Here is a 13,111-nt window from a genome sequence, read left to right as displayed (position 1 = left end):
GTTGAGGGGAAGGTATTGAACAATTTAAATACACCACAAATAGGAGATGAAGTCCTAATTATTAGTCCAGAATACGCAGCTGGAAAGTTAGGCATTATTTGTGGTGAGGAGGTGTTGGCAAATAATGAAATTAGCGGGCGTTGGTTGATAGAAGTCGTATCAGAAAAAATAGTGCTATCGCTAATGACACATGAATTTGAGTTAGTCAAGAAGTAATATCAGGTTCGCCACAATAATTAAGAATAAACCGACATGGAGACTTAGAGATGCGGGGACGCGGAGAAATTTTAATTGTCAGTAATTATATTACTTAATTTGCAAAGTTAATTCGTAGGAAGCATTACCACGAGTCCCACCAACTACAACCCGATAATCTCCATTTGTGGGCAGTTTTCCACTCCAATTCGTTACTTCCGTTTTGATTGTTTTACCGTCGGGCGCAATGAAATCAAAGACAGCATTATTTTCCAAGGAAGTAATTTTCATGTTCATTTGCTGTCCCGATTTGGCACCGACTAAATAGGTGTCGCGATCGCCTCTGATGACGGAATTTTTGATTGTAGTTGAGTTTGCACCTGGATTAAACTTTACCCGTACAGGTTTTTTTGTGACTGTCGTGGCGTTATCTTCATAGGTAATCTTGAGAATATCAGAACAATTAACTTTAGTAAAAGATTCTCTACCATTATTTAAATTAGACTCAGTAATTGTCCAAGTTTCTTGTTTATTTTGAGTGTCGTTTTCAATCTTGGTGACAATTTTAAGTTTGGCTTTATCTCCAACTAAATCTCCCGTGAGAGTTTGATTATAAGAAGTGTAGTAACTCTCAGCAGGGTTTTGAATCGTTGCTTGTACAGTACCGTTAATTTTGTTGGTAGAGCTAATCTTTACTGTTGCTTGTGCATCAAGGGTATTTGTTTTTGCCGAATAGCAGTATGTCCCAGGAACTAGTGTTTTCACTGCTGGTTTGTCGGCTAATTGTGTTGGAGATGTTTGAGATACGGGAGTTACTATAACTGGTGCTGCCACATTAGTAGTCGGAGTTACAGTTGGAGATATACTCGCCGCATTATTAATGCTAGGATTATTTGAATTTGTTTCTGCACAACCTGTAAGCGATAAAAGAGCAATTAAAGCGGCACTGGGTAAAAATAGATTTTTTTTCATAATTTTGATGTTTTTTGCGAGATTTTCATCTAATTTTAGTCTAGATATTAAGTAAGTGGAAAAACTTATATCATGTAACAAAAAGTTAACTAAATTTAACCAATAAATTATTTCTAAACCAAGACCAAATTATCACGATGTACAATTGTTTCTACACCTGCATAACCTAAAATTTCGCAAATATCTCGCGAATGTCGTCCGCGAATCTTTTGTAATTCTTCACTACTATAATTCACTAAACCCCGCGCAATTTCATTTCCTTGACTATCAAAAATACCTACCGCTTCTTGGGTATCAAATTCACCTTCAACTAATATAATTCCCGCAGCTAACAAAGATTTGCCACCATCAGAAATTGCGATCGCAGCGCCATTATCCAAGTACAATTTACCTACAGGAACCAAACCATAGGCTATCCAACGTTTGCGTGCAGATGTTGGTTCGGGTTGAGGTGCAAAGTGAGTACCTAAAGGTTCCCCGTTGATGATTTTTTCGATATTGCGGGGATATTTACCCTCAGTAATGACGGTGCGAACTCCAGCAGCCACAGCAATGCGAGCGGCAGATATTTTTGTCATCATTCCCCCAGTTCCCCACTGCGAACCCTGGGAACCTGTTTGTACTTGCATTTCTGCAAGTTCCTTGATGCTACTGACTAGGGTGATGGGTTTGGCATCGGGAACAGAACGTGGGTCTGCGGAGTACAATCGGTCTACATCGGTCATAAGAAATAACCAATTAGCCTCGACTAAACTGGCAACTAATGCTGAAAGTGTGTCGTTATCGCCAAATTTGAGTTCCTCGACGGCAACAGTATCATTTTCGTTGACAATCGGGATGACACCCAGTTCAAGTAATTCCCGAAAGGTATTGTAAACATTCAAATAGTGGCTGCGCTGTACCAAGTCACTACGAGTCAACAATACTTGGGCGATGGGTTGTTGTAGGGTTGTAAATAAATCGTCGTAAACCCGCATTAACCGCCCTTGCCCGACTGCTGCAACCGCTTGTTTGAGGGCTATATTTTTTGGACGTTCTGTTAACCCCAACCTGGCACAGCCAACTCCCACAGCTCCAGATGAAACTAAAATAATCCGATTTCCCAGTCTGCGTAGGTGGGATAGGGTTTCCGCTAATGCTGCGATCGCAGATAATGCTAGTAGTCCAGTTTCTGGTTGGGTAAGGCTGGAAGTTCCGATTTTAACAACAATAGTCTGCATTGGCGAAGTAGTAATTGCTAAGTGCTGAGTATTATAGTCAGACTACTTCTAGAAGCAGTTTGACAACAACACTTTCAATTGTGAATTTTTGTTCTCCACTTACCTAGTACAGTTTAGCTGCACGTCAGCTTATCCCCAACTGATGGATAAATTGGGGATATTGATTGAATTGATATTTCCGAATCAACCTACACCTCGGCAAATCTCGCACGTGAGCGCTCTAGTAAATAATGTACTTCTTCATCGGTGACTTGGGAAAAGTCTTCATACCTCAAGCCCACATTGTAAAAAGGTTCTGGAGTTATCACACATACAACCCCATCCACCTCAGTTTGCAACTCTTGATTAACCTCAATTGGAGCTACAGGAACAGCAACAATAATTGATTTTGGTTTTTCTTGTTGGATAATAGCGATCGCAGCACGGATTGTTGAACCTGTAGCAATACCATCATCTACAAGAATAACTGTTTTGTTTACCAAGTTTACTGGTGGAAGATTGCCGCGATAAACTCGTTCTCGATGTTGTAATTCGCGCAGTTCTCTAGCTATAACGGCATCGAGGATTGGCTGAGAAATGTGAAATTCACGAATGATATCGTCATTTACAACCATAACACCATCAGATGCGATCGCGCCCATTGCCAGTTCTTCGCTGCCCGGTACACCCAGTTTTCTCACGATACAAATATCAAGTGGCAAATTGAGTGCTATGGCAATTTCATATGCAACGGGAACACCTCCACGGGTTAAACCAATTACAATTGTCTCTGGTTTGTGAGCGTAATTTGCGAGTTTTGGCGCTAACATTTGTCCTGCATGAGTGCGATTTTTAAATATAAATGTCATATCTCTTACCTCCAATTTACTGATATGAGAGGGCTTGGTTGGCAGATGTTGGGAATTAGGATTAATGACAAGATATATCTCCCCAATATTTAGGTTATGACAATAGCTTGAGGATTTTGTGAGGAAAATATATCCTTTTTCATATCCTTGAGTTTTACCAAAAGTTGGGAATTGTACTCTATTTCTCACAACTTCCTCAAATGATTCCTCTATAAATCAAATTGAGGGTAAATATTTCCCTGGAAAATAGAGGTGTATATGTTCCAAATCCTAATTAACCCAGAACGATGCAAGTTCTACAGTGCTGGCATTTAAATTTGTCCAGAAAGGCTATTTTTCCCATCAGAATCAGGTGCGATTCCTCAAGTTATAGATGGTGAGTGCTGGGATTGCCAGAAAATCTGCAAGCATTCACGAGAAATAGGAAATTAGGTGAGTGAATAATGATGTTAGTAAAAATTCTCGTTGGTATTTGTACATTAATTGTTCTTGCCTGTGTTGCCTTAGTAATTTTGCAAATGAAAAATCGTAGTGAAGTAAATCGGATTTGGCATTCTTTGGAAACTGAACCGACAATAACCAAGTTCACTCAGGATATGGTTGTTGAATTACCACCTCCAGTACAACGCTACTTTTTACACGCAATTACCCCCGGAACTCCCTTAGCTAATTCCGTGGAGTTGAAAATGGCAGGAAATTTTAAATTGGGTGATAAATGGTTGCCTATGAAAGCATCGGAAATACTCTCAACCAGAGGATTTGTTTGGAAAGCTGCGATCGGGCAACGTCTATCTAAATTTTTTGGTGCTGATTATTACACCAATGCTCAAGGTAGAGTACAATTCTCTCTCTGGGGTATTGTACCTGTTGCAAGCGATCGCAATCCCGATACTGTCCGTTCTTCTATTGGTAGACTCGCAGGAGAACTTATCTGGTTGCCCTCAGCTTTGTTACCGCCACAGGATACCCAAAAAGCTGTTAATTGGAAAGATGTTAGTTGGAAAGCCATTGATGACAATACTATCCAAGCAAATTTTCAAATTGACAATGAGCCTATTAGCTTAACTCTAGTTATTGACTCTAATGGAAAACCCCTGAAAATATCATTTCCGCGATGGGGAAACCAAACAGAAGATGGACAGCATACCTACATTCCTTTTGGTGGGGAAATTCTTGCTGAACGAGAGTTTGCAGGGTTTACAATTCCATCACAGTTAAGTTTGGGTTGGTGGTTTGGGAGCGATTCTCCGCAGGAGACGCTTTGCGATCGCTATGCTGAGTTTTTCCACGGTACTATTGAACAAGCAGAGTTTCATTAGGAATTGGCTAACTGTTACTAAAAGTAAACTTAATTTTGCTGAAAAACTAATAAAAGTAAAGTTTTTTGTCTAACTCAATTCACCTTGATGAAATAGTGCTAACTTAATAATTGAAGCTAATAAAAAGCTTCCCTGGCAGATAAAACAGTCAAGAAAAACAAGTTAAATCTAATTAAGGAGAAAAACTGTTGCATCATCTGTCTCGTAAACTGACAACAACACCCAACTCGAAAGCTTACATTTCCTCATGAGTGTAGTCCAGAGGGGGCAATGCAACTAAATATTATCTTTCACTGCGAGTGTGAAATTAATGCTATTAGTTCATCCCTACGTGGCAAAATCAATGAGAGGAAATAACTAGGCAAGTCGTAGCTTGGGTGTTGTTGTGTTTAGATTTAAAAAATTTGCATATCTCCTCGATTTACCCATCCCCACATCAATTTTGATGATAGATATTTAGGCGAACTACATATTATCAGGTGTTGGAGGATTTGTAGTATTTCTAAAGTTTGATTCCCTCACAATATCCTCAATATTTTTCCTTAATCTCAGAAAAATAACCCCAGCAATCTCAGCATGGAAGGCTTTTGCAAATGGATTTAATCGAATTAATGGAAATTGCGGAACAGGAACGCCAATCTGATAAACCCATTCAAATTCGCTGCTGTATTGCGGCTGGTTGTATCTCTGTGAACTCCCAAGCAGTGCAACAGCAACTTGAAGCAGCTGTCACAGGCTCTGGTTTGGAAAATGAAGTCCAAGTATCTGGAGTTGGTTGCATGGGTTTGTGTTGTCAAGCTCCATTAGTACGAGTTGATACACCATCAAATCCAGAAAATCCCAGTCAGCTTTATGAGAAAGTTGCCCCCGATAATGCAGCATCAATTATTACAGCACTTCAGGGGGGAGAGACAACAGTCCAACGTGGTGATTTAACACATCCATTTTTTACCAAACAATTTGCGATCGCCCTAGAAAATACTGGCAAAATCAATCCAGAGCGAATTCAAGCCTATATTGCCGCAGGTGGTTATCAAGGGCTTTTCCAGGTACTACGGGAAATGAATCCCAGTGCAGTCGTAGATACAATCACCCGTAGTGGGTTGCGGGGACGGGGTGGTGCTGGTTATCCGACAGGAGTCAAATGGGCTACCGTTGCCAAGGCTAAAGGGGAACGGAAATTTGTCATTTGCAACGCCGATGAAGGTGATCCCGGCGCATTCATGGACAGGAGCGTACTGGAAAGTGATCCCCACCGCGTCATCGAAGGAATGATAATTGCCGCCTATGCGATCGGTGCTAGCCAAGGTTATATTTACATCCGCGCCGAATATCCCTTAGCAACCCAGCGTTTGCAAATTGCCATTAGCCAAGCCCAACAACTTGGTTTATTAGGTAGTCACATTTTTGACTCACCCTTTGATTTCAGAATTGATATTCGTGTTGGTGCAGGGGCTTATGTTTGCGGCGAAGAAACATCTTTAATGGCATCGATTGAAGGTAAACGGGGCACACCTCGTCCCCGACCTCCCTATCCGGCGGAGAGTGGTTTGTGGGGATTTCCAACTTTAATTAATAATGTCGAAACCTTTGCTAATGTGCCTTGGATTATTCGTAATGGAGCGGATGTTTTTGCCAGTATTGGTACGGAAAAAAGTAAAGGCACAAAAGTATTTTCTTTGACAGGTAATATTCGCAACATGGGCTTAATTGAAGTGCCCATGGGAACTACCTTGCGGCAAATTGTCGAGGAAATGGGGGGAGGTGTAGCCAATGGGACAGCGAAAGCAGTGCAAACGGGTGGAGCTTCTGGGGGATGTATTCCGGCATCAGCCTTTGATACTCCCGTAGATTATGAATCCTTGACTGAACTTGGTTCCATGATGGGTTCCGGTGGCATGATTGTCATGGATGAAACTATCAATATGGTGGATATTGCCAAATTTTTTATGGAATTTTGCATGGATGAATCCTGCGGGAAATGTATTCCCTGTCGAGTGGGAACGGTACAATTGTATCAATTGTTGAGCAAGATTCGGGAAGGACAAGCGTCAATGCCTGATTTGGACTTGCTAGAAGAATTATCTGACATGGTGAAGTATACGAGTTTGTGTGGTTTGGGACAATCTGCACCCAATCCGGTGTTTAGCACTTTGCGATATTTTCGGGATGAGTATTTGGCATTGCTCCGTTCGTAAAAGGGCAAAAAAGTATGACATTTAACAGCATGGTTGCATTATTTATTGCCATGCTAATTCTGGCTGCTATTCCTAGTGTCAGTGTCTTGACTGTCTCCACCAGATCAGCAACATCTGGATTTATTCATGGTGTTTTCACAACCATAGGCATATTAGTTGGTGACATTTTTTTCATCATCATAGCCATTTGGGGCTTATCATTTCTAGCTGAAACAATGGGAAGTCTATTTGTCCTGAGCAAATACCTGGGTGGGATTTATTTAATTTTGCTGGGAATGGGACTATTTCGCTCAAAACCCAGGAATATAGAGATAGAGGAACTTGTGAAATCCTCTTTAGTATCAAGTTTTCTGGCAGGGCTTTTGATTACAATTGGGGATCAAAAAGCGACCTTATTTTACCTTGGTTTTTTCCCTGCTTTTATTGATATTGCTAAAATATCTTTTTTTGATACCATCATCATTATTGCAATTACAATAGTAGCCGTCGGTGGTGTCAAACTTGCTTATGCCTTTATGGCAGATAGAGCCAGATTACTGATTAGTTCTCAAATCACCAAAAAAATAAACACTGTCGCTGCTTGTGTCATGATTACGGTTGGATTATTTTTGTTGATCAAAGCTTAATTAAGTAGGGTCTGCTGAAAAACTCCACCAAGAAAATTGGGTTTTGAAATGAGAGGAGGGATAATGACATTCGGGCTGCTAGAAAGTCATTATCCCAGTTTTTCCTCCCTATTCAAATTTACAAAACACCTTTAGAGCTAGGAATTACCCCAACTCGTCGAGGATCAATTGCGATCGCCATTTGAGTTGCCCGTGCAAAAGCCTTAAATGTGGCTTCAATAATGTGGTGAGAATTAATACCATCTAGTTGCCGGATATGTAATGTCATTTGGCTATGATTCACAAGAGCCACAAAAAACTCTCGCACCAACTGAGTATCATATGTACCAACTCGCTGCGTGGGAATATTAAGACCATAACTCAAGTGCGGACGACCAGAAAAATCCAAAGCTACTTGAACCAAAGCTTCATCCAGGGGTGCGAGAAAGTTACCAAAACGAACAATCCCTTTTTTGTCGCCCAATGCTTTGTAGAGTGCTTGTCCTAAAGTAATACCGACATCTTCATTCGTGTGATGGTCATCGATATGTAAATCACCAGTGGCGCGGACATCCAAATCAATTAACCCGTGGGAAGAAATTTGGTGCAGCATATGGTCGAGAAAGGGGATACCAGTAGCTGCATGACAAACTCCGCTTCCGTCCAAATTAATGGTCACTTGTACGTCAGTTTCTCCAGTCGTACGACTTACCGATGCCATACGTGTGGGAAAACTAGATGTTTGGGGATGAGAAGAAAGGCTTTGCATAATTAATTGGCAAGTGGGAGGTGGGGGAGTAGAAGAGGTGAGAAGAGGAAAATCAGATATTTTTCCTACGTTCGCCAGGTTATATCTTTATATTTCTATAATTTTTATATTTCTATATCTCCCCTTTCCCCAAAATTTTGATTACATTCCCATGATTTCATATCCAGCATCAACATACAGCACTTGTCCAGTAATACCGCTAGATAAGTCGCTGCACAAAAATGCTGCGGTGTTACCAACTTCGGTTTGGGTAACGGTGCGACGTAGAGGAGCCACTTGTTCAACATGGTGAATCATGTCTAAAATCCCACCGACAGCACTCGACGCTAAGGTACGGATGGGACCAGCTGAGATAGCATTGACGCGGATATTATTTTGTCCGAGTTCCGAAGCAAGATAGCGAACACTACATTCGAGTCCAGCTTTAGCAACACCCATCACATTATAATTGGGGATGGCACGTACACCACCCAGATAGCTGAGGGTGACAATACTTCCACCGGCAGTCATTAATGGTTTGGCTGCGCCCGCTAACTGGATGAGGGAATATGTACTAATTTCTAGTGCTGTACGAAAACCCGATCGCGATGTTTGACTAAAATCGCCACTCAAGTCATCTTTACTAGCAAAAGCTAGGCAGTGAATCAGTATATCTAGCTTCTCCCATTTTTCACTAATTGTGGCAAACGTTGATTGAATTTGCTCTTCGTCTTGGACATTACAAGGAAGAAATAAACTAGGGTTTAGAGGTGCAACGAGTTCAGCAACTTTTTTCTCCATTTTGCCTTTGTCGTCGGGAAGGTAAGTAATTCCTAAATTTGCTCCGGCTTGATGTAATTGTTGGGCAATTCCCCAAGCGATCGAGCGGTTGTTGGCAATCCCTGTAACAAGGGCATTTTTTCCAGTTAGGTCTAGCATATGTATTCTTCAAGCAACAAAGCCACGTTACGCATAGGTGTTCTCACCTTGGAGATACGACGCTAAAAACGAACGCATTCCTTAGAGCATACTCGAATCTGAGGTATAGTTTGTCTTTATTTCATTCCTAATTTTTCTACCTAATCTGATTCTCAAGCCAGCGCCAATCGGTAATTATAGATAAATTAGGCATTATCTTAATATATGGGGATCAAAAATTCTTGGAGTTACAAGAGAGTAACTGACTTTTCCCTTGAACACTGAGTATTTAGCCTTGCTCATAAAGCATTTCTCTGACCTAGCAATAAACTCAATAGCAGATAAGTAAAAGTCTTTTCAGCAGAATCGCAGTCAGGATTCAGCTTTTGTAAACTCTAAACTAATCAGTATCTAAGTATTTAAGCTTGTCCTAATTACCCTGATAAAAGGTATAGTTTTTTATTATTTGGATTGGACTTGTCACTGATTTTTTCTGATGTGTCTTTTTTACCCCACAAACAACAAATTATTGAGACCGAATCACCAATACCTAATGACCAATTCAAAAACTACTTATTTCTTAAGATATTTTTTGGCGATCGGGGTTTTTTCTTAATAAAAGCTTCGCATAAGAGTTTTTGTAAATAGATATCAAAAAGTAGTAGCGATAAAGATCAAAAATTATGTATCATGGTGAACAAATAAACTTTGTAAAGCTTGATATAGCGAGGTTGAGTATAGGAAAGTACAAAAAGGTTGACAATGTAATATTGATTTTTCAAGTGTATTCTTAGGTAATCTGTTTTAATTTTCTGGCATTGGGTAGGGGAAGGGAGATGATCGTGACACAAGATAAAGCCCTAGCAAATGTTTTTCGTCAGATGGCGACCGGAGCGTTTCCACCTGTCGTGGAAACGTTTGAACGTAATAAGACCATCTTTTTTCCCGGCGATCCTGCTGAAAGAGTTTATTTTCTTCTCAAAGGCGCAGTAAAGCTCTCCAGGGTGTACGAAGCGGGAGAAGAAATAACGGTGGCACTACTACGGGAAAATAGTGTATTTGGCGTTTTATCCTTATTAACAGGAAATAAGTCGGACAGGTTTTACCACGCGGTTGCATTTACCCCTGTGGAGTTGCTGTCTGCACCCATTGAACAAGTCGAGCAAGCGCTAAAGGAAAATCCAGAATTGTCGATGTTGATGCTGCGGGGTCTTTCTTCGCGGATATTACAAACAGAGATGATGATTGAAACGCTAGCTCACCGCGATATGGGTTCAAGGTTAGTAAGCTTTTTATTAATTCTTTGCCGCGATTTTGGCGTTCCTTGTGCGGATGGCATCACCATTGATTTGAAACTATCGCATCAAGCCATCGCTGAGGCTATTGGTTCAACTCGTGTCACCGTGACTCGCTTGTTGGGTGACTTGCGCGAAAAGAAGATGATTTCAATCCACAAGAAAAAAATCACTGTCCACAAGCCTGTCACCTTAAGTCGCCAATTTACTTAAGCCAATCAACTTAAGCTAATTAACTTAAACCAATTAACTTAAGCCAATCAACTTAAGCCAGTTTGTGGAGAATTAGCCGGGGGAATTGAGGTGGTAAATGTTTGTATTCAATTGTCAGGCGGCTATAAGCTAGCATTAGTTAGCCAAATCCCATCTGATTTGCTTTATATAAATCCCATCAACACTGGAGGTAAATCTCTAAATTGAGTACATTCGGATATTGCCCATCTCTAATCCCCCACACAACTGGTTTAGAAGTATTAGGCTGTATCTGGAAACGTTTCGGTAGGCAACGATGACCACCGCGTACATCCTGATTACAGCAATTCTGATTTTGGGAGGCTTTATTGCCACCGTAGGCGATCGCATCGGCACACGGGTTGGCAAAAAGCGACTCTCACTTTTTAACCTGCGTCCCAAAAATACGGCAGTTGTCATCACAATTTTGACGGGTATTGGGATTTCGGCATCAACGTTAGGTATTTTGTTTCTCGCCGATGATGGATTACGAAAAGGTGTATTTGAGTTGGAAAATATCCAAAAGGATTTACGTCGCAAGCGCGAACAACTCAAAGGAGCCGAAAATCAAATCAATCTGGTGACGGGGGAACTCAACGAAGCCAAAACTCAACAAGCCGAAGCCCAAAAGCGCTTGGAGGAAACTAACAAAAACCTCCAAGATGTCAACAAAAAGCAAAAAGAAACCCAAACTGCCCTCAACCGCACAATTGATCTACAAGCGAAAACCCAAAATCAACTGCGGGGGACACAGTCGCGACTTGGGCAAGTTGTTGCCCAGTACCAACAAGCCATATCTCAGTTGCAGAGCGTCTACGACGAACGTAACAAGCTGCAACAGGAGATAGCACTGCAAAAAGCAGAAAGTCAGCGACTTTTTAATGTGGCTAAGGCAACCATCGACGAAGCCAAAAACGCCATTCAGAAACGCGATCGCGAATTGCAAAAGCGTCAAGATGCCATTGAATCTCGCGATCGTAAAATTACCCAGCTCGATGAATTGATTCAAAAGCGTAATGTTGAAATTACCGCACGCGAACAAATCATTGCCCAGCGCGAATCACGTTTGAAGGAACTTGAAACCCAACAAGGCTACCTCGAACAAGAAGTTACCCGGCTAGAAAAATACTACCAATCTTTCCGTGACCTGCGTTTAGGGAAATTGGCATTAGTAAGGGGACAGTTGATTGCCTCGGCAGTGGTGAGTGTTCAAAAACCAGAAGGAGCGCGTCAAGCGGCAGTGCAATTGCTCAAAGAAGCTAATTTGAATGCAGTCGCCCGATTAACTGAACCAGGTAGCAATCTACCCCCGGATTTCCAAATTTTGCAAGTCTCTCCAGAACGGATTCTGCAACTCAGTAAACAAATTAGCGATGGTCGTCAGTACGTCGTCCGTGTCTTTTCTGCGGGAAATTACGTACGTGGAGAAAAACCCATTGAATTTTTTACAGATGCTTCTGTAAATCAAATTGTATTTAAGAGTGGTGAAATTTTAGCTGCAACCAATGCAGACTCAAAGACAATGACTGTATCTCAGTTGCGACAAAGGCTCGATTTATTAATTTCTGCTTCCCAATTTCGCGCCCGCAATGCAGGTATTTTAGATGATATTCAAATTGATAGTACATTTCTCAGGTTTTTGTCCCAATTGCAGCAGTACGGACAGCCTGTAGAAATAAAAGCGATCGCCGCAGAGGATACATTTACAGCTGGACCATTAAGACTCAAATTTATTGCTATTCAAAACGGTCAAGTTATTTTTGGCACATAGGTTGTTATATCGCTGTAATCAAAATCTTTGAAAATCTTTCTCAGAGCAGAAGTAAAGATGTAAGCATTAAATAACTATTGATCTAAATCAAATAATTATTTTAGATTCTCTAATTCCTATTTCCCAATCTTTAAATTTGAAATTTATGGCATCAGAACAACAATTTTCGCTGACACAACCAATGATTCTAGGATTCGATCCCGGTAAAGATAAATGTGGTGTTGCGGTAATGGGACTAGACCGGCAGTTATGCTACCACGAAGTTGTGTCCTCAGAAGCAGCCATAGGTGTAATTCAAAATCTCCGCGAAAAGTACCCTATTACCCTGTTGGTTATGGGTGATCAAACAACTTCAAAACGTTGGAAAAAAGACCTACAATCGCAACTAGGCGAACAATTTAACATTATTCCAGTTGACGAGCGTTACACTACTTTAGAAGCACGCGATCGCTATTGGCAAATGTTTCCACCCACAGGACTAAATAAGATTTTACCCCCAGGAATGCGCCAACCTCCACGCCCCATTGATGATATTGTCGCTATTTTGCTCATTGAGAGGTATTTGGCTCGATTGACAGGGAAAAATGCTGAGTAATTAGTAATTATTGAGTGACTGGAGTTGGTTTTGTCAGCATTTTTCCTCTACCCTTGTACCGAGCAGTATGGGGTAATACCAATTCGCAATTCGCAATTCGCAATTCGCAATTCGCAATTCGCAATTCGCAATTCGCAATTCGCAATTCGCAATTCGCAATTCGCAATTCGCAATTCGCAATTCGCAATTCGCAATT

At 41.0% G+C, this 13,111-nt stretch carries 13 protein-coding genes; 7 read left to right on the top strand and 6 right to left on the bottom strand.

Annotated features, from left to right (window positions below; genetic code table 11):
* On the top strand, positions 1-216 hold a 216-nt coding region (locus VB733_RS15425), incomplete at its 5' end, for a hypothetical protein (protein WP_323340937.1).
* A gap of 90 nt (positions 217-306) precedes the next feature.
* On the opposite strand, the gene VB733_RS15420 is transcribed toward VB733_RS15425, so the two are convergent.
* From VB733_RS15420 to VB733_RS15410, 3 genes are all read right to left on the bottom strand, one after another.
* The gene (locus VB733_RS15420) at positions 307-1,167 is read right to left on the bottom strand and encodes a hypothetical protein (RefSeq protein WP_323340936.1); all 861 of its coding nucleotides are present in this window, start codon (positions 1,165-1,167) and stop codon (positions 307-309) included.
* Positions 1,168-1,280: 113 nt separating this feature from the next.
* Positions 1,281-2,387, bottom strand: coding sequence for a glutamate 5-kinase (gene proB / locus VB733_RS15415; RefSeq protein ID WP_323340935.1), 1,107 nt, complete (start codon positions 2,385-2,387; stop codon positions 1,281-1,283).
* A 188-nt stretch (positions 2,388-2,575) separates the two neighbouring features.
* Complete coding sequence (locus VB733_RS15410; protein WP_323340934.1) at positions 2,576-3,235, bottom strand: phosphoribosyltransferase; 660 nt, start codon at positions 3,233-3,235, stop codon at positions 2,576-2,578.
* 443 nt (positions 3,236-3,678) lie between these two features.
* On the opposite strand from VB733_RS15410, the gene VB733_RS15405 reads away from it, so the two are divergent.
* The 3 genes from VB733_RS15405 (at position 3,679) to VB733_RS15395 (ending at position 7,378) form a co-directional block, all read left to right on the top strand.
* The gene (locus VB733_RS15405) at positions 3,679-4,554 is read left to right on the top strand and encodes a DUF6920 family protein (protein ID WP_323340933.1); all 876 of its coding nucleotides are present in this window, start codon (positions 3,679-3,681) and stop codon (positions 4,552-4,554) included.
* A gap of 593 nt (positions 4,555-5,147) precedes the next feature.
* Complete coding sequence (nuoF, locus tag VB733_RS15400; RefSeq protein ID WP_323340932.1) at positions 5,148-6,752, top strand: NADH-quinone oxidoreductase subunit NuoF; 1,605 nt, start codon at positions 5,148-5,150, stop codon at positions 6,750-6,752.
* A gap of 14 nt (positions 6,753-6,766) precedes the next feature.
* The gene (locus tag VB733_RS15395) at positions 6,767-7,378 is read left to right on the top strand and encodes a LysE family translocator (RefSeq protein ID WP_323340931.1); all 612 of its coding nucleotides are present in this window, start codon (positions 6,767-6,769) and stop codon (positions 7,376-7,378) included.
* A 118-nt stretch (positions 7,379-7,496) separates the two neighbouring features.
* Here VB733_RS15395 and hisB read toward each other — a convergent pair whose 3' ends face one another.
* Positions 7,497-8,126, bottom strand: coding sequence for an imidazoleglycerol-phosphate dehydratase HisB (hisB, locus tag VB733_RS15390; protein WP_323340930.1), 630 nt, complete (start codon positions 8,124-8,126; stop codon positions 7,497-7,499).
* A 141-nt stretch (positions 8,127-8,267) separates the two neighbouring features.
* Complete coding sequence (gene fabI, locus VB733_RS15385) at positions 8,268-9,044, bottom strand: enoyl-ACP reductase FabI (RefSeq protein WP_323340929.1); 777 nt, start codon at positions 9,042-9,044, stop codon at positions 8,268-8,270.
* Positions 9,045-9,859: 815 nt separating this feature from the next.
* Here fabI and ntcA point away from each other — a divergent pair.
* The 3 genes from ntcA to VB733_RS15370 all read left to right on the top strand — a co-directional run bounded on the left by ntcA (position 9,860) and on the right by VB733_RS15370 (position 12,915).
* Positions 9,860-10,531, top strand: a complete 672-nt coding sequence (ntcA, locus tag VB733_RS15380; protein WP_010998529.1) for a global nitrogen regulator NtcA — start codon at positions 9,860-9,862, stop codon at positions 10,529-10,531.
* A gap of 295 nt (positions 10,532-10,826) precedes the next feature.
* Positions 10,827-12,320 carry a DUF3084 domain-containing protein gene (locus VB733_RS15375; RefSeq protein ID WP_323340928.1) on the top strand — a complete coding sequence of 498 codons (1,494 nt, stop codon included), beginning with the start codon at positions 10,827-10,829 and terminating at the stop codon, positions 12,318-12,320.
* 145 nt (positions 12,321-12,465) lie between these two features.
* Entirely contained in the window at positions 12,466-12,915 is a 450-nt protein-coding gene (locus tag VB733_RS15370; protein WP_323340927.1) for a pre-16S rRNA-processing nuclease YqgF, read from the top strand.
* A 7-nt stretch (positions 12,916-12,922) separates the two neighbouring features.
* Here VB733_RS15370 and VB733_RS15365 read toward each other — a convergent pair.
* Positions 12,923-13,111 (bottom strand): hypothetical protein (locus VB733_RS15365; protein WP_323340926.1); only part of this gene is annotated, 189 nt, incomplete at its 5' end.

The organism is Calothrix sp. UHCC 0171, from assembly GCF_034931845.1.
Taxonomy (GTDB): domain Bacteria; phylum Cyanobacteriota; class Cyanobacteriia; order Cyanobacteriales; family Nostocaceae; genus Brunnivagina.
Note: the sequence above shows the minus strand (reverse complement) of the source record. Positions and strands in the feature narration are given on the sequence as shown.

What these genes read in the sequence shown, in the direction of transcription:
- VB733_RS15375 (WP_323340928.1), top strand. Translation starts at nt 10,827, where the DNA reads ATGACCACCGCGTACATCCTGATTACAGCAATTCTGATTTTGGGAGGC.
- VB733_RS15410 (WP_323340934.1), bottom strand. Translation starts at nt 3,235, where the DNA reads ATGACATTTATATTTAAAAATCGCACTCATGCAGGACAAATGTTAGCG.
- VB733_RS15370 (WP_323340927.1), top strand. Translation starts at nt 12,466, where the DNA reads ATGGCATCAGAACAACAATTTTCGCTGACACAACCAATGATTCTAGGA.
- VB733_RS15405 (WP_323340933.1), top strand. Translation starts at nt 3,679, where the DNA reads ATGATGTTAGTAAAAATTCTCGTTGGTATTTGTACATTAATTGTTCTT.
- fabI (WP_323340929.1), bottom strand. Translation starts at nt 9,044, where the DNA reads ATGCTAGACCTAACTGGAAAAAATGCCCTTGTTACAGGGATTGCCAAC.
- proB (WP_323340935.1), bottom strand. Translation starts at nt 2,387, where the DNA reads ATGCAGACTATTGTTGTTAAAATCGGAACTTCCAGCCTTACCCAACCA.
- VB733_RS15420 (WP_323340936.1), bottom strand. Translation starts at nt 1,167, where the DNA reads ATGAAAAAAAATCTATTTTTACCCAGTGCCGCTTTAATTGCTCTTTTA.
- ntcA (WP_010998529.1), top strand. Translation starts at nt 9,860, where the DNA reads ATGATCGTGACACAAGATAAAGCCCTAGCAAATGTTTTTCGTCAGATG.
- VB733_RS15395 (WP_323340931.1), top strand. Translation starts at nt 6,767, where the DNA reads ATGACATTTAACAGCATGGTTGCATTATTTATTGCCATGCTAATTCTG.
- nuoF (WP_323340932.1), top strand. Translation starts at nt 5,148, where the DNA reads ATGGATTTAATCGAATTAATGGAAATTGCGGAACAGGAACGCCAATCT.
- hisB (WP_323340930.1), bottom strand. Translation starts at nt 8,126, where the DNA reads ATGCAAAGCCTTTCTTCTCATCCCCAAACATCTAGTTTTCCCACACGT.